14 protein-coding genes and 1 pseudogene are annotated in these 15,305 nt (G+C 73.3%); 11 read left to right on the top strand and 4 right to left on the bottom strand.

Features of this window, described 5'->3' with window-relative positions; genetic code table 11:
* Positions 1–46 precede the first annotated feature (46 nt).
* On the bottom strand, positions 47–1,504 hold the full coding sequence (locus tag Saso_RS27455; RefSeq protein ID WP_189924365.1) for an MFS transporter: 1,458 nt from the start codon (positions 1,502–1,504) through the stop codon (positions 47–49).
* A gap of 170 nt (positions 1,505–1,674) precedes the next feature.
* On the opposite strand from Saso_RS27455, the gene Saso_RS27460 reads away from it, so the two are divergent.
* Positions 1,675–2,130 carry a MarR family winged helix-turn-helix transcriptional regulator gene (locus Saso_RS27460; protein ID WP_189924363.1) on the top strand — a complete coding sequence of 152 codons (456 nt, stop codon included), beginning with the start codon at positions 1,675–1,677 and terminating at the stop codon, positions 2,128–2,130.
* Between the two features lie 106 nt (positions 2,131–2,236).
* On the opposite strand, the gene Saso_RS27465 is transcribed toward Saso_RS27460, so the two are convergent.
* Together Saso_RS27465 and Saso_RS27470 are read right to left on the bottom strand one after the other, a co-directional pair.
* Positions 2,237–2,425, bottom strand: a complete 189-nt coding sequence (locus tag Saso_RS27465; RefSeq protein ID WP_189924361.1) for a hypothetical protein — start codon at positions 2,423–2,425, stop codon at positions 2,237–2,239.
* A gap of 179 nt (positions 2,426–2,604) precedes the next feature.
* Entirely contained in the window at positions 2,605–3,084 is a 480-nt protein-coding gene (locus tag Saso_RS27470; RefSeq protein ID WP_229901375.1) for a hypothetical protein, read from the bottom strand.
* A gap of 232 nt (positions 3,085–3,316) precedes the next feature.
* Between Saso_RS27470 and Saso_RS27475 the strand changes: the two genes are divergently transcribed.
* Both Saso_RS27475 and Saso_RS39135 read left to right on the top strand, forming a co-directional pair.
* Entirely contained in the window at positions 3,317–4,438 is a 1,122-nt protein-coding gene (locus Saso_RS27475; RefSeq protein ID WP_189924358.1) for a PP2C family protein-serine/threonine phosphatase, read from the top strand.
* Positions 4,439–4,526: 88 nt separating this feature from the next.
* Positions 4,527–4,850 (top strand): annotated as a pseudogene (locus Saso_RS39135) (DUF3500 domain-containing protein); the annotation flags it as partial.
* Positions 4,851–4,898: 48 nt separating this feature from the next.
* Here the strand turns inward: Saso_RS39135 and Saso_RS27485 are convergent.
* Entirely contained in the window at positions 4,899–6,287 is a 1,389-nt protein-coding gene (locus tag Saso_RS27485; RefSeq protein WP_189924356.1) for a glycoside hydrolase family 43 protein, read from the bottom strand.
* 252 nt (positions 6,288–6,539) lie between these two features.
* Here Saso_RS27485 and Saso_RS27490 point away from each other — a divergent pair, with 252 nt between their 5' ends.
* The 8 genes from Saso_RS27490 to egtD all read left to right on the top strand — a co-directional run bounded on the left by Saso_RS27490 (position 6,540) and on the right by egtD (position 15,293).
* A complete protein-coding gene (locus Saso_RS27490) occupies positions 6,540–7,988 on the top strand; it encodes an amidase (RefSeq protein WP_189924615.1) in 1,449 nt (482 codons plus the stop codon).
* 2 nt (positions 7,989–7,990) lie between these two features.
* Positions 7,991–8,209, top strand: a complete 219-nt coding sequence (locus Saso_RS27495) for a hypothetical protein (protein WP_229901374.1) — start codon at positions 7,991–7,993, stop codon at positions 8,207–8,209.
* 144 nt (positions 8,210–8,353) lie between these two features.
* Entirely contained in the window at positions 8,354–9,745 is a 1,392-nt protein-coding gene (locus tag Saso_RS27500) for a flotillin family protein (RefSeq protein ID WP_189924355.1), read from the top strand.
* Positions 9,746–9,789: 44 nt separating this feature from the next.
* Complete coding sequence (locus tag Saso_RS27505) at positions 9,790–10,236, top strand: type II toxin-antitoxin system PemK/MazF family toxin (RefSeq protein WP_189924353.1); 447 nt, start codon at positions 9,790–9,792, stop codon at positions 10,234–10,236.
* Positions 10,237–10,877: 641 nt separating this feature from the next.
* The gene (gene egtA, locus Saso_RS27510; RefSeq protein WP_189924351.1) at positions 10,878–12,179 is read left to right on the top strand and encodes an ergothioneine biosynthesis glutamate--cysteine ligase EgtA; all 1,302 of its coding nucleotides are present in this window, start codon (positions 10,878–10,880) and stop codon (positions 12,177–12,179) included.
* Positions 12,176–13,543, top strand: coding sequence for an ergothioneine biosynthesis protein EgtB (egtB, locus tag Saso_RS27515; protein WP_189924349.1), 1,368 nt, complete (start codon positions 12,176–12,178; stop codon positions 13,541–13,543). Before egtA ends, egtB begins: the two co-directional genes overlap by 4 nt.
* Positions 13,543–14,334 (top strand): ergothioneine biosynthesis protein EgtC, encoded by a 792-nt coding sequence (gene egtC, locus Saso_RS27520; RefSeq protein WP_189924347.1) that lies wholly within the window; start codon positions 13,543–13,545, stop codon positions 14,332–14,334. Before egtB ends, egtC begins: the two co-directional genes overlap by 1 nt.
* Positions 14,331–15,293: an L-histidine N(alpha)-methyltransferase gene (egtD, locus tag Saso_RS27525; protein ID WP_189924345.1), complete on the top strand. Its 963-nt coding sequence runs from the start codon at positions 14,331–14,333 to the stop codon at positions 15,291–15,293. Before egtC ends, egtD begins: the two co-directional genes overlap by 4 nt.
* Positions 15,294–15,305 lie beyond the last annotated feature (12 nt).

The following is a 15,305-nucleotide window of genomic DNA, read 5'->3' on the forward strand; positions in this document are numbered from 1 at the left end:
GCGGTACGGACGGGGCGCCCGGCCTGCGGGCGCCCCGTCCGGCGGGTCAGACCGCGGCCTCCTCGGGCGCGGCAGCGAGGCCGGTCCCGTCCGCGCCGGGCGCCGCGTCGCGGGCCGCGGGGATGACGGCGGCGATCGCCGCCGAGACCAGGGCGAGCCCGCCGCCGACCAGGAGCGCGGTACGGAAGCCGTCCTCGGAGGGGATGGTGTGGCCGCCCAGGGTGACGGTCATCTGGGAGAGGATCACGCCGATGACGGCGGACCCGATCGAGGTGCCGAGGGAGCGCATCAGGGTGTTGAAGCCGTTCGCGGCTGCCGTCTCCGTGACCGGGACGGAGCTCATGATCAGGGCGGGCATGGCGCCGTAGGCGAGGCCGACGCCGCTGCTGGTGATGATCGTGACCACCATGACGCCCCAGGCGGAGCCGATCAGTCCCATGGAGGCGAAGTAGCCCGCGGCCAGGACCAGGGCGCCGCAGATCAGCGTGAACTTCGGACCGCGGGCGTTGGTGAGCTTTCCGCCGAGCGGCGAGACCAGCATCATCATCAGACCGCCGGGCGCGATCCACAGGCCGGCCGCGAGCATCGACTGGCCCAGGCCGTAACCGGTGGCCTCGGGGAACTGCAACAGCTGCGGCATGACCAGCATGCTCGCGTACATGCCGAAGCCGATGAAGACCGAGGCGACGTTGGTCAGGAGCACCCGGGGGCGGGCGGTGGTGCGCAGATCGACCAGCGGGTCGGTGGTGCGCACCTCCCAGACGCCCCAGCCGGCCAGCGCCACGACGGCGAGGGCGAACAGCCCCAGCGTGGTGGCCGAGGCCCAGCCCCAGTCGGCACCCTTGGAGACGGCGAGCAGCAGGGCGACCAGGCCGATGCCGAGACCGATCGCACCGGGCAGGTCGAAGCGCTGTCCCTTGGCCCCGGCGGGGACGTCCGGGACGAGCAGGAAGATCAGGACGGCGACGACGGCGGCCAGGCCGGCCGAACCCCAGAAGAGCACGCGCCAGTCGGCGTACTGGGCGACCGCGGCGGCCAGCGGCAGGCCGATGGCGCCGCCGATGCCCATGGAGGCGCTGACCAGGGCGATGGACCCGCTGAGCTTCTCGGCCGGTACGACGTCCCGCAGCAGGGCGATGCCGAGCGGCACCATGCCCATGCCCATGCCCTGGAGACCGCGCCCGACGATCATCGTCACGACGTCGGAGGCGAACGCGCACACCACCGAGCCCACGATCAGCGGGACCGAACAGGCCAGCAGCATCCGGCGCTTGCCCACGAGGTCGCCGAGGCGGCCGACGACCGGCACGCACACGGCGGCCACCAGCAGGGTCACCGTGATCACCCAGGCCGCGTTCGAGGACGAGGTGTCCAGGATCTGCGGCAGCTCGGCGATGAGGGGGGTGACCAGCGTCTGCATGATCGCCGCGGTGGTGCCGGCGAAGGCCAGCGTGGCGATCACGGCACCCGGGCGGGCCGTGGTCTGGAGAGCGGGGGCGCCCATGGGACTCCTCGACTTGGGGTGTACGGAGAGCGAGCCGCGCGAGGGGTCGCGCGGCATGTCCGACCGAAGGATGTGCATCGTACATGCCGTATGTATCAAGCACATTGTGTGGGCCGTGCACACTCGTGTGCCAGGATGGTGCGGGCGCACGGAAGCAGGAGGTCGGGCACATGGAGACGCCGACGCACGAGGTCGAGTACGAGCAGATGCTGCTCAGCCGCCACACGTTCCTGAACCAGGGGGGCGGGCGCCGCAAGAACAGCCTCATGGAGCGCAGCGCCTACATCCTGCTCAGCCGGATCCGGATCCAGGGGCCCATGTCCATCGGCGAACTCAGCGAGGCCTTCGGCCTGGACGCCTCCACCCTGAACCGGCAGACCGCGGCGGCGATGCGGGCCGGGCTCATCGAGCGGATCCCCGACCCGGAGGGCGGGATGGCCCGCAAGTTCCGGCTCACCGACGAGGGCGCGCGCCTGCTGGACTCGGAGCGCGAGGGGATCGTGGACATCCTGGACCAGGTGATGACCGACTGGCCGGACGAGGACATCGCCGCTTTCGCGGGGTACCTGCGGCGCTTCAACCACGGCATCGAGGCGATCGGCGGGCGCCCCTGGCCCCGGCCCTGAGGCCCGCGGGGCCCCGATCGGGCAAGGCCCGCTGTCTTTCCGCCGGACCGCCGGCCTTCGCCCGGGCCGGCGGGGGGCCGGCCGGTGACCGTTCCGGCGGCGGCGTTCAGGCTCCGCCGCCGGAACGGCCGTCGTGAGGGCCCGTCCGGGCCGGTCGGTCGTCCGCATCGTCCGCGTCGTACCGCTCGCCCTCGGCCCGGGACGGGGTCGGACGCCCCGGAGCCGGATGGTCGGCCGTCTCGCGGGCGTCGTCGTCCCGGTCGCCCTCGGCCCGGGACGGGGTGTGGTCGCTCATCGCGCTCGCCTCTCCTGCCACCCGTGCCTCGTGTCCGGCGGGCCCCGGACGGGAGACGGGTACCCCCCGGCGGCACGGGTGAAGCGGTCCGCGGCCGGTACCCGCACCCGGCACTCGCCCGGGGCACGGCACCGGCACCCGGCACGTGCCCTTCGGCGCCACTCGACCGCCAGAGGCGGCTACGGGGCGCTCGGCGCGGCGGACGGACCCGTGGCGCCCAGCTGCCGGATGGTGCCGCCGAGCTTGGGCCGGAACCCCGTGAGCAACTTCGGCTGCGCGCTGACCACCCAGCGGGCGCCCACCAGGTACTGGCCGCCGTAGATGCTCGCCGCCTCCAGCCACGTCTCCTTGTACCGCTCCTCGGGGAAGGTGGTGATGAGGTAGTCGGCCTCCTCGGTGTGGCAGACCCCCTGGCGCAGTTCCTCCGCGTCGATGCGGATCTTGGCCGTGCAACCGGTCAGCCCGGCGATCACCTCGACCTTGGCGGGTGCCACGACACCGGCCGCGGGCGCGGCGGTGACCGGGGGCACCGAGGATCCGCCCCGGTCGGCACCGGTCCCGCCCTCCGCGCCGCTGCACGCGCTGGTGAGCGAGAGCACGGCCAGACCGCCGGCCAGAGCGGCACCGCGCACGAGGCGGGCCGTGGGCTGCTGAAGCACGTACAACTCCGTGATCGGCGCTGTCCCGTCACCTCCCGCGGGCGCCCGCGCGGGCACCCCGGGACGGGCGTTCGCCGGAAAATACGCGCGGCGGGCCGGTTCCGTTCAGCGGACGCGGCACCCGCGGCCCGTCCGCCGCCGGGGCCGGGCGGCCGCCGTCACGGGGGCCGGGCGGCCACGGGACCGGTGATCTGTCTAAGGTGGAGAGATCGCCGCCTGCCCGGGAGTGCCCATGACCGGTCTCCGCCGAAAGCGCTCCACCGACGCCCTCGGCACCATCGAGCCCCCGGGCAACGCCGAGACGGTCGTCGGGGTGCTGTCGGTGACGGTCCTGGTGGAGGTGCTCGGCGTCCTGTCCGGGTCCGAGGTCTGGCTCCTCGGGCTCCTGGTCTTCCTGCCGGGCACCGCGTCTGCGCTGTGCACGGTCCAGCAGACGAAGTTCGTCGCCGCCTGGACCACCGTGTTCGTCTCGCTCACCCTGTTCCTGCGGGCCGGTGACAGCGCCCGGTGGCTCGACCGGTCCCTGCTGGTGCTGCTCACCCTCGCCCTCGGGATCGCCTCCGTCTACGCCTGCCACCGGCGCATCGCGCGCGAGCAGGAGATGCTCCGGCTGCGCTCCACCGCCGCCGCCATGCAGCGCCACATCCTGCATCCCCTGCCCCTGCTCACCGACGACGTGCTGGTCAACGGGGTCTACGAACCCGTGCAGGAGGACCGGCTGGTGGGCGGTGACATCTACGACGTGGTCGCCTCGCCCTGGGGCACGCGGGTGCTGATCGGCGACGTGCAGGGCAAGGGACTGGCCGCCGTGGGCGCGGCGTTCGCCGTCATCGGCGCCTTCCGTGAGGCGGCGCACCGCGAGGCCACGCTCACGGCGCTGGTCGACGCCCTGGACGCGGCGGTCGTCCGGCACAACTCGTACGCCGAACAGACCGGCGACGACGAGCGGTTCGTCACCGCGCTGATCATCGGGGTCGACGCGGGGACGGAGGCGCAGATCGTCAACTGCGGGCACGTTCCTCCCCGGTTGCTGGACGACGGCGCGGTCACCACACCGCCGGTGGACCCCGGCGTCCCGCTCGGCCTCGCGGAACTGGCCGTCGAGCCCACGACGGTCGGCTGGTTCGCCTTCCCGGCCGGTGCGACGCTCGTGCTGACCACCGACGGTCTCACCGAGACCCGGTCCCGCGACGGCGCGTTCTACCCGGTCGACGAGCGCCTCGCCAAGCACCTCGGCCTCTCGCCCACCGAGCTGCCGGGGGCGCTGCACGAGGACGCGCGCGCGTTCGCCGGGTACGACCGGCCGCAGGACGACGTCGCCGTGCTGACCGTGCGCCGCTCGCCCCGGCACTGAGCCTGCGGCGGCGCACGGGCACCCCTCCCACGGCCCGCGCTCGGCGGGCGCACATGCTCCTCATGGCCGGCGCAGAGAGAGTCGGACCATGTCTGGCGTCCCCGGTACCCGTGACGGCACGGTCCGCGTGCCGATAGTCGACGACGAGCCCGAACTGGCCTGCACCGGCCGGGCCAGGGCCGACGTGGCGAAGGCGACGCTGGCCGCGGTCCGCGAGCACCTCGCCGACACCTACGTCACCTGGGCCGGCGGCACCGGCGACGACGACGCCTTCTACGTCCGCGTGCACAGCCCCGTCATCTGGATCGAGGTCGACTGCCAGGCCCCGGGTCCCCTGGCGGGCGCGTACGGCGCGACGCAGGGCAGCGGTGCCACCCAGAAGCACGTCCACTCCTTCGTGCGCACCCCCAACGGCAACGACTACCGGGCGGCCGGTCCGGCGCGCACTCCCGCGGCCGTCTCACGCCCAGGCGGTGGCCGCGACGAACGAGCTGTCCTGGCGGAACAGGTCGGTGCCGTCCGGCTGTTCCACCCGCAGCTGGTAGTTGTAATGGCGCAGGTAGTAGCCGGGGTAGTTGTAGGACTCGAAGCGGACCGACCCGCTCGCCGAGCCGGTGCGGGCGACGAAGGTGGCGTCCCTCGCGAACGTCGACGTGCCGTCGTTCGGGTCGAAGCGGCCCCGGAAGGAGTAGTGGCGCAGGTAGTTGCCGGAGGCGTCGCGGAAGGAGTACGCGTTCGCGTCGGCCAGCCCCGCCACGACGGTGAAGGTGGACGCCTGCTTCTCGGCCGTCGTGCTGGAGCTCGTGACCACGGGCAGGTTGAGCAGCGCGGACTGCTCCTGCCAGTAGCGGGTGGTGTAGTTGGCGGACCGGAAGGAGCGGGTGGCGTTCTTCGTCAGGCTCGGGCCGCCGGTGACCGTCTCCTTGATGACCGTGAAGTGCCGTGCCGTGCCCGAGATGCCGGGCAGCGACCTGGGCGCGCTCCAGGTGGCGAAGGAGTCGTAGCTGTCGCTGTAGTAGTAGGTGCCGTCACCGTAGCCGTCGAAGAAGATGCGCCAGCCGCCGTTGTCGAGCTGGATGACGGACGGACCCTCCCGGTAGCTGCCCCAGCCCGCCCAGTCGCCGGTCCGGGTGATCGTGTAGGGGCCCGCGAGGTTCGAGGCCGTGCCGTACTCGATGTACTTCGCCGTCTCGTTCTTGGTGAACGCGTGGTACGTCGAGCCGGTCTTCACGATGTAGGTGTCGATGTGGTTCGGTCCGATGCCGGACAGCGCGACCGGCGAGGTCCAGGCCGTGAGGGCCGTGTTGGTGGCTTTCAGCAGATACGGCGTGAAGATCCACTCGTCGCTGGTGAGCGAGCAGGACACGATGACGTTGACGCTGCCGTCGCTGTCGACGAACCACTCGGGGGCCCAGGCGCGGGACAGGCCGGTGATCGGGACCGTGTAGTCGTACAGGAAGGTCCAGTTGACCCGGTCGGAGCTGCGGGCGAAGCCGATGGTGGTGCTGGGGTCCTGCCAGGTGTGGGTGGTGTAGGTGAGGTAGTAGTAGCCGTTGGTGTGCTTGAAGACGCTCGCGTCGCGGATGCGGTTGCTCGGCGGGGTGTAGGCGGAGGACTGCACCAGCCGGAAGTCGGTCGCGTCGTCGGACTGGTAGACGTTCACCGTCCCGTCGTTGCTGTCGAGGAACGGCACGATGGTGTAGCGGGTCGCCGAGCCGGCGGCCGGTGCGGCCGCGAGGGCCGTGCCGAGCAGACCGGGCGCCTCGCCGAGCACAAGGGCCGCGGCGGGCAGCGCGGCCATCGCGCGCAGCAGGGCACGGCGGGACGGGGTGGAGGGACGTGTCGTCATGGGGCGGCTCTCCTACGGCTCAAGGTTCGAAATCCCGAACGAAGTTCGGAAAGTCGATCAGAAGGTAGGGGTGAGGCAGGGACACGTCAATCCTTTGCGCAGGAACGGGCGATGCCTGTGGGACCCCTGTGCCGCAGGAGTCCGCCACCCCCTGACGCGCCGGCCGACGTCGCTCGTCCGCGTGCCGTTCCGCTGCCCGGCCGGCAGAGGTTACCGTGCGGTAGACGACGTCGTCCCGGAGGTGCCCCCCGTATGACACCCGACCGTGCCGCAGGCCTGACGGCCACCGCCCGCGCACTCGCCGGCGGCGAGATCTCCTCCCGCGCGCTCGTCGAGCGGACCCTCGCGCGGATCGAGGCGAGCCAGGGCACCATCAACGCCTTCCGGATCGTCCGGGCCGAGGCCGCGCTCGCCGAAGCCGACGCCGCCGACCGCGAGTTGGCGGCCGGCGGGCGGGCCCCGCTGCTCGGTGTCCCGGTCGCCGTGAAGGACGACATGGACGTCGCGGGCGAGCCGACGGCCTTCGGCTGCCAGGGGGAGCACCCGGTGGCCGCCGAGGACGGCGAGGCGGTACGGCGGCTGCGCGCGGCCGGGGCCGTGATCGTCGGCAAGACCAACACCTGCGAACTGGGGCAGTGGCCCTTCACCGAGGGCCCGGCCTTCGGCGCGACGCGCAACCCGTGGAGCACCGGGCACACCCCGGGCGGCTCCTCCGGCGGCTCGGCGGCCGCGGTCGCCGCCGGGCTGGTGCCGGCCGCGCTCGGCTCCGACGGCGCCGGCTCCGTGCGCATCCCCGCCTCCTGGACCCACCTGGTCGGCATCAAGCCGCAGCGCGGCCGCGTGTCGACCTGGCCGCGCGGTGAGTCGTTCCACGGCATCACCGTCAACGGCACCCTGGCCCGCACGGTCGCGGACGCGGCGCTGCTGCTCGACGCGGCGAGCGGCAACCACGCGCACGACCCGCACCGGCCGCCCGCCGTGGACGCCTCGGCGGCGGTGGGCCGCGACCCCGGCCGGCTGCGGATCGCGCTGTCGCTGCGGCCGCCCTTCACCGCCGTACCCGCCGTGCTGCGCCCCGAGGTCCGCGACCGGGTGCTCGAACTCGCCGAGGTACTGGCCGCGTCGGGACACACCGTCGAGGAGGCCGACCCGCCGTACGGGCAGATCGGTCTGGCCTTCGTGCCCCGGGCGACCGCGGGCATCGCCGAGCGGGTCGCCGAGGCGCCCTTCCCCGCGCTCCTCGACCGCCGCACCCGCGGCGCCGCCCGGATGGGCCGGCTGCTCGGCGGGTTCCCGCTGCGGGCCGCCCGGCGCGCGGAGGCCGTCCTGCACCGCAGGATCGGCGGGTTCTTCCAGAAGTACGACGTGGTCCTCACGCCGACGACGGCCGCTCCCCCGCCCCGCATCGGCGCCCTGCTGGACCTGGGCGGCTTCGCCACCGACCGGGCCATGATCGCCGCCTGTCCCTACGCCTGGACGTGGAACGTGCTGGGCTGGCCGGGCGTCAACGTCCCCGCGGGCTTCACGCCGGGCGGACTGCCGGTCGGCGCGCAACTGCTCGGCCCGGCGAACAGCGAGCCGCTTCTGATCTCGCTCGCCGCCCGGCTGGAGGCGCAACTGCGCTGGCACGAGAAGTGGCCGCCGGAGCCGGTCACCGTGGAAAGCCGTGCGGTGCGGGGGCGTTCGGCCCCTACCCTGTGACCATGGACGATACGGCGATGGTCGGGCTCATGGGGCGGGTCACCGGAACGGTAGGGCCCGGGCTCGTCGGCGAGGTGATCGTCCGGGTGCGGGGCGGCGCCGAGCACTTCCTCGCCTACGCCGCGACGGGCACCGAGCGCATCGAGCGCGGGACGATGGTCACGGTGGTGGAGTACCTCCCGCCCCGCACGGTCTACGTCTCGGCCATGTACGGCAGTTGAGACGTCAGGTGCCCGTCCTGTGCCGTATGTACCAAGCGGGCAACAGCGGTTCGGCCGCGTATGTACACGGCCCGCGCGCGGGCCCACACTCCCGTTACGTCCGGTGCCCCGCGGGGCACCCAGCACTGGGGGGAGTGCATACCCATGGAAGTCGGTCTCATCGTCGGCGCGGCGGCGGGTGCCGTCCTGGCCCTGATCGGTGCGTTCAAGTTGATGTGGCGCGTCGCGGAGCCCAACGAGGCGCTCATCATCTCCGGCTCGAAGCACAAACTGGAAGGCCTCGAGGAGGGCATGGGGTTCCGCATCGTCACCGGGCGGGGCACGCTCGTGACACCCGGGATGCAGGCCGTGCGCAAGCTCTCGCTCGACCTCAACCAGACGGAACTGCACGTGGACTGCGTGACGCACCAGGGCATTCCGCTGAAGGTGCGGGGCGTGGTCATCTTCAAGGTGGGCGACGACTTCGTGTCGATCGCCAACGCGGCACGTCGCTTCCTCGACCAGCAGAAGCTCATGGCGGAGCGGGTGCACACGGTGTTCGCCGGTCATCTGCGGGCCATCGTGGGCGGCCTGACGGTCGAGGACATGATCCGGGACCGCGAGAAGCTGACCGGCCAGGCCCGTGCGGCGTGCGGTACGGAGATGGAGAAGCTGGGCCTGATCGTGGACTCGCTCCAGATCCACGAGATCGAGGACCCGACCGGGTACATCAAGAACCTGTCCGCGCCGCATCTCGCGGCCGTGCGGCGGGACGCGCGCATCGCGCAGGCCGAGGCCGACCGGCTCGCCACCGAGGCCGAGCAACTGGCCTTCGGACGGATGGCGGAGGCCACCCGGGACAGCGAGATCCTCAAGGCCGGGTACCAGGCCGAGCAGGACAAGGCCAACGCCAAGGCCCGGCAGGCCGGTCCGCTGGCCGACGCCGCGGCCCGCCAGGAGGTGGTGGTGCAGGAGACGCGGGTCGCCGAACTCGAGGCCCGCAGGCGGGAGCAGCAGCTCCAGGCCGATGTCCGCAAGCCGGCCGACGCCAAGGCTTACGAGAAGCGGACGCTGGCCGAGGCGGAGCGCGACGCCCGGATCTCGGCTGCCGAGGCCAAGGCGACGGAGACCCGCTCCGCCGGTGAGGCGGAGGCCGCCGCCACCCAGGCCAAGGGCCTCGCGAGGGCCGAGGCCAACCGGGCCCAGGGGCTCGCGGAGGCCGACGCCATCAAGGCGCGGGCCGCCGCCCTCGCCGAGAACCAGGAGGCGGTCGTCGCCCAGCAACTCGCCGAGAAGTGGCCGGAGATCGTCCAGGCCGGCGCGTCCGCCTTCGGCAACGTCGACAACATGGTGCTGCTCAACGGCGCCGACGGCATGGCGGACGTGTTCGCCAAGGCGCTCACCGTGGGCGGGACGGGACTCGGTCTGGCCCGTCAGCTGCTCGCCTCGATGAACCAGGACGGCCACTCCGCCAACGGGGCTGTCACGAACGGGAGTTCGTCGGCCGACAAGATCGCGGCCGCGCCTTCGAAGAAGGTGAAGGTCGACGAGGGGTGACCCGCTGACGACGCGGTCACGGGGGTACCGCTTAGGGTGCCCCCGTGACCGCGTTTACCGATGAAGACGTCCCGGGCCGCTCCGGCCCCACCGCCACCACCGAGGCCGATCCCCGCGAGGTCGGCCGGGTGCGCACCGAGTACTCCCCCGCGCACGACGGCGACCCGGACCCCGGCGAGATCGTCTGGACCTGGGTGCCCTTCGAGGAGAACGACGGCCGGGGCAAGGACCGCCCGGTGCTCGTCGTCGCCCGGGAGGCGGGCGGGACCTTCCTCGCCGTACAGCTCTCCAGCAAGCGCCACGACGGCGACCGCGAGTGGGTGCCGATCGGCAGCGGCCCCTGGGACCGGACCGGGCGGGACTCCTGGGTGGACGTGGACCGCGTCCTGCGGCTGCACGAGGACGGCATGCGGCGCGAGGCGTGCGCACTGGACCGGATGCGGTTCAACCTGGTCCGGCACCGGCTGCACGAGCGCTACGGCTGGACCTGAGGGCCCTGGCGGCCTAACGCCCGCCCGGAAGCGCCGAGCACCACGACGCCGGGTGTCCTGTCCGGCACACCGGACACCACGTGCGCGAACGTCCGCTCGAACCGGCCACCGGGGCCCGGCATCGGCCAAAACGCCCCCGCCACCCGTCCGGGGCCGTTGCGGAACACCACGCAGCCCCGGGCGCCCGGCACCGGACGGCGGTGGCCGTGGGGGCGGCGGCCGTCCCCGGGACCCGCTCGGCACGGACGACCGGCGCCCGCGCTCGTCGTGCGCCCGGCCGGCGCGGCCGCGGGGTCGGGAACAGGCCGCGCCATCCCGCGCAGCCGCGCGGGATGGCGCCACCCCCGTGGACCCCATGACCGCGCGCCGCGCGGCCACCGGTGCCCCGCCCGTCTCCCCCGCCGTGCTCTTGCACGCATCGTGAGCGATCCTGGACATCGCGTGCAACAGGGTTTCCCCCACCGGGGTTCCGCGGCGGACCGGTCGCCAACGCCTGGAGAACAGCTCGAACCGGATCCCGAATGTCCTGTTGTGTACCCTTGTGCGAATCCGTTCGAGGGTTTTGGGTGGGACGAGCGACGCCGGTCCGGCCGCACCGAGGCGGGACCGGTGGCATGGTGGAATCTCAGGAGGATCCCGACATGTCCGACTCGGTCAGTCACTGTACCGACGAGACGGATCCCCGCAGCGCCCTCACCGAAGCCGAGGTGGAGGCCCTGGTCAGGGGCATCTGTTTCAAGACCGGCCCGCCCCGCACCGTCGGGGTCGAGGTCGAATGGCTCGTCCACGAGCTGCGCGCGCCGCGGCTCCCCGTCCCACCCGAACGACTCGAAGCGGCCTACGCCGCACTGCGGACCCTGCCCCTGAGCTCTCCGCTCACCGTCGAACCAGGCGGCCAGCTGGAACTGAGTTCACCGCCCGCCGCCTCCCTGATGGAGTGCGTGGGCACCGTGGCCGCCGATCTGGCCGCCGTCCGCACGGCCCTCGCGGAGCACGGACTCGCGCTCCGCGGCCATGGCACAGACCCCTGGCACCCACCCCGCCGGTTCCTGCACGAGCCGCGCTACGACGCCATGGAGGCCTGCCTCGACCGCACGGGCCCGGCCGGCCGCGCCATGATGTGCACCTCGGCCTCCGTGCAGGTCTGCCTGGACGCCGGGCACGAGGAGCCCGGCCCGCTGGGGCTCGGGCGGCGCTGGTGGCTCGCGCACACGCTGGGCGCCGTCCTGGTGGCGGCCTTCGCCAACTCCCCGCTGCTCGCCGGTTCCCCCACCGGCTGGCGCTCCACGCGGCAGCTGCTGTGGACGGAGATCGGCGCCGGCCGCGCGGGCGGGCCCGCCCTGGACGGCGACCCGCGCACCGCCTGGGCCCGGCACGTGCTGGACGCGCCCGTGATGTGCGTCCGGCGCGAGGACGGGCCGTGGGAGGTGCCCGACAGGCTCACGTTCCGGCAGTGGACCCGGACGGGGGCCCCGACCCGGGAGGATCTCGACTACCACATCACCACACTGTTCCCGCCCGTCAGACCGCGCGGCCACCTGGAACTGCGCATGATCGACGCACAGCCCGGCGACGACGGCTGGATCGTCCCGCTCGCCGTCACGACGGCGCTCTTCGACGACCCGGAGGCGGCCGAGATCGTCTACCGCGCCGTGAAGCCGCTCGCCGAGCGGGCCCGGCCCCTGCCGGCCCCGCACAACCCGCTGTGGATCGACGCGGCCCGGTACGGGCTGACCGACCCCGAGCTGCACGAGGCGGCCCTCACCTGCTTCACGACCGCCCTGGCGGCCCTGCCGCGGCTCGGCGCGAGCACCGCGGTGACGGACGCCGTGACGGACCACCTGGAGCGCTACGTCCGCAGGGGCCGCACTCCGGCCGACGACCAGCTCGACCGCCTGCGCGGCACGGACACCCGCGCGTACGGGAAGGATCTCCGCACATGACCGACCCCGCCCTGGACACCGGGCCCGCACGGGGCGCGCACGCCCCGGACGCCGAACCCGCCCTGGACGCGGACACCCTCAGGGCCCGTGTGCTCGCCTCCCTCACCACGGCCCGCGAGCGCACCACGCTGCTGACCGACTGCGTCGAGGAGCCCGAGCTCACCGCGCAGCACTCCCCGCTGATGTCGCCCCTGGTGTGGGACCTCGCGCACATCGGCAACCAGGAGGAACTGTGGCTGCTGCGCACGGTCGCCGGCCGTGAGGCGATGCGCCCCGAGATCGACGGCCTGTACGACGCCTTCGAGCACTCACGCGCCGAACGGCCCTCCCTGCCGCTGCTGCCGCCCGCGGAGGCCCGCAGATACGCGTCGGAGGTGCGCGGCCGGGTGATGGACGTGCTGGAGTCGGCCGACTTCGGCGGGACCAGGCTGACGGAGGCGGGTTTCGCCTTCGGGATGATCGCCCAGCACGAACAGCAGCACGACGAGACGATGCTGATCACCCATCAGCTCCGCACGGGCCCGCAGGCCCTCACCGCGCCCGATCCCGAGCCGGTGGGGCTGTTCACCGGCCCGGCCGAGGTCCTCGTGCCCGGCGGCCCGTTCACGATGGGCACCTCCACGGAGCCCTGGGCGCTGGACAACGAACGGCCCGCGCACCGGCGCGAGGTGGCGGCCTTCCACATCGACACGACCCCGGTCACCAACGGCGCGTACCGGGCGTTCGTCGAGGACGGCGGCTACGAGGACGAACGCTGGTGGACCGGGGAGGGCTGGGCGCACGTGCGGCGCAGCGGCATCCACGCCCCGCTGTTCTGGCACCGGGACGGCGGCCAGTGGCTGCGCCGCCGCTTCGGGGTCACCGAGGTCGTCCCGCCCGACGAACCGGTGCTGCACGTGTGCTGGTACGAGGCCGACGCCTACGCCCGCTGGGCCGGACGCCGGCTGCCGACCGAGGCCGAGTGGGAGAAGGCGGCCCGCTTCGACCCCGCGACCGGCGGTTCCACCCGCTACCCGTGGGGCGACGCGGAACCCGGCCCCGAGCACGCCAACCTGGGGCAGCGCCATCTGCGCCCGGCCCCGGCGGGCAGCTACCCGGCGGGCGAGTCCCCGCTCGGGGTGCGCCAGCTGATCGGCGACGTGTGGGAGTGGACGTCCAGCGACTTCCTCCCGTACCCCGGTTTCCGGATGTTCCCGTACAAGGAGTACTCGGAGGTGTTCTTCGGGCCCGAGTACAAGGTGCTGCGCGGCGGTTCGTTCGCGGTCGACCCGGTGGCCTGCCGGGGGACGTTCCGCAACTGGGACTACCCGATCCGGCGGCAGATCTTCTCCGGGTTCCGCACGGCCCGCTCGGGAGCGGCCTGATGTGCCGTCACCTGGCGTACGTGGGCGCCGGGGAGCCGCTCGGCCGGCTTCTCACGGAACCCGAGCACGGCCTGTACCGCCAGTCGTGGGCGCCCCGGCGGCAGCGGTACGGGACGGTCAACGCCGACGGTTTCGGGGTGGGCTGGTACGCGGAGGGCGACCCGGTGCCGGCCCGGTACCGCCGTGCCGGGCCGATCTGGGCGGACCTGTCCTTCGCCGACCTGGCCCGGGTGGTCCGCAGCCGGGCGCTGCTGGCCGCCGTGCGCGACGCGACGCTGGCCGGCGCCGACGCGGAGGCCGCGGCGGCGCCGTACGCGGCCGGGACCTGGCTGTTCAGCCACAACGGGGCCGTCCCCGGCTGGCCGGGCTCACTGGAGTCGCTCACCGGTTCGCTGCCCGCCGCGGACCTGCTGTCCATGGAGGCGCGCAACGACTCCGCGTTCGTCTGGGCGCTGGTCCTCGCCCGGCTGCGCGCCGGGGACACCGGGAGCCAGGCCATGGCGGACACGGTGCTGGAGGTCGCCGCGGCCGCCCCCGGCGCGCGCCTGAACCTGCTTCTCACCGACGGGGAGTCGATCACCGCGACCGCCTGGGGCGACTCCCTCTTCTATCTGGCGGAGCCCGGCCGGGGCACGGTCGTGGCCTCGGAACCGTACGACGACGATCCGCGCTGGCAGGAGGTCCCCGACCGCACCCTGCTCGCGGCGAGCCGCGCCGACGTCCTGCTCACCCCGCTGAAGGAACCCCGCACGGACACGGCATCCGCACCATCCAAGGAGACCGGCACGTGAGCCCGTTCCGCATCACCCGCACCCTCCCCGAGGACGCCACCGACGCCGCGCTGCGCGCCGACGTCCGAGGCGGCCTCACCGCCTCCCCCAAGACGCTGCCGCCGAAGTGGTTCTACGACGCCCGCGGCAGCGAGCTGTTCGAGGAGATCACCCGGCTGCCCGAGTACTACCCGACCCGCGCCGAACGCGAGATCCTCGTGGACCGGGCCGGCGAGATCGCCGCGGCGGCCCGCGCCCGCACGCTCGTCGAACTCGGGTCGGGCTCCTCGCGCAAGACCCGTCACCTCATCGACGCGCTGACGGAACTGGACACCTATGTGCCGGTCGACGTCAGCGAGAGCGCCCTGACCCAGGCCGGACAGGCGCTGATCGCCGAACGGCCGGGGCTCACGGTCCACGCGCTGATCGCCGACTTCACCGCGAGTCTGGCGCTGCCCGACAGCCCGGGCCCCCGGCTCGTGGCGTTCCTCGGCGGCACCATCGGCAATCTGCTGCCCGCCGAGCGCGCGGTGTTCCTGGCCTCGGTGCGTGCCCTGCTCACCCCGGGCGACGCGCTGCTGCTGGGCACCGACCTCGTCAAGGACGAGCAGGTGCTGGTGCGCGCGTACGACGACTCGGCCGGGGTGACGGCCGCGTTCAACAAGAACGTGCTGGCCGTGGTCAACCGCGAACTGGGCGCCGACTTCGACCCGGAGGCCTTCCGGCACGTCGCCTCGTGGGACACCGGGCACGAGTGGATCGAGATGCGGCTGCGTTCGCGTACCGCGCAGACCGTGAAGATCCCCGCGCTCGACCTCGCCGTCGACTTCGCGGCCGGCGAGGAGCTGCGCACCGAGGTGTCGGCGAAGTTCCGGGAGGCGGGAGTGCGCATGGAACTGGCCGCCGCGGGAATGGAGTTGACCCACTGGTGGACGGACGCCGCGGGCCGCTTCGCGCTGTCGCTGAGCACCGTGCGCTGAGCGGTGTGCCGA

It is taken from the genome of Streptomyces asoensis, from assembly GCF_016860545.1.
GTDB lineage: Bacteria > Actinomycetota > Actinomycetes > Streptomycetales > Streptomycetaceae > Streptomyces > Streptomyces asoensis.

Bases quoted from the DNA above. Each gene is read 5' to 3' on its own strand.
- Saso_RS27460 (WP_189924363.1), top strand. From the start codon at position 1,675: ATGGAGACGCCGACGCACGAGGTCGAGTACGAGCAGATGCTGCTCAGC.
- Saso_RS27455 (WP_189924365.1), bottom strand. From the start codon at position 1,504: ATGGGCGCCCCCGCTCTCCAGACCACGGCCCGCCCGGGTGCCGTGATC.
- egtC (WP_189924347.1), top strand. From the start codon at position 13,543: ATGTGCCGTCACCTGGCGTACGTGGGCGCCGGGGAGCCGCTCGGCCGG.
- Saso_RS27485 (WP_189924356.1), bottom strand. From the start codon at position 6,287: ATGACGACACGTCCCTCCACCCCGTCCCGCCGTGCCCTGCTGCGCGCG.
- Saso_RS27495 (WP_229901374.1), top strand. From the start codon at position 7,991: ATGGACGATACGGCGATGGTCGGGCTCATGGGGCGGGTCACCGGAACG.
- Saso_RS27475 (WP_189924358.1), top strand. From the start codon at position 3,317: ATGACCGGTCTCCGCCGAAAGCGCTCCACCGACGCCCTCGGCACCATC.
- Saso_RS27490 (WP_189924615.1), top strand. From the start codon at position 6,540: ATGACACCCGACCGTGCCGCAGGCCTGACGGCCACCGCCCGCGCACTC.
- egtB (WP_189924349.1), top strand. From the start codon at position 12,176: ATGACCGACCCCGCCCTGGACACCGGGCCCGCACGGGGCGCGCACGCC.
- Saso_RS27465 (WP_189924361.1), bottom strand. From the start codon at position 2,425: ATGAGCGACCACACCCCGTCCCGGGCCGAGGGCGACCGGGACGACGAC.
- Saso_RS27500 (WP_189924355.1), top strand. From the start codon at position 8,354: ATGGAAGTCGGTCTCATCGTCGGCGCGGCGGCGGGTGCCGTCCTGGCC.
- egtA (WP_189924351.1), top strand. From the start codon at position 10,878: ATGTCCGACTCGGTCAGTCACTGTACCGACGAGACGGATCCCCGCAGC.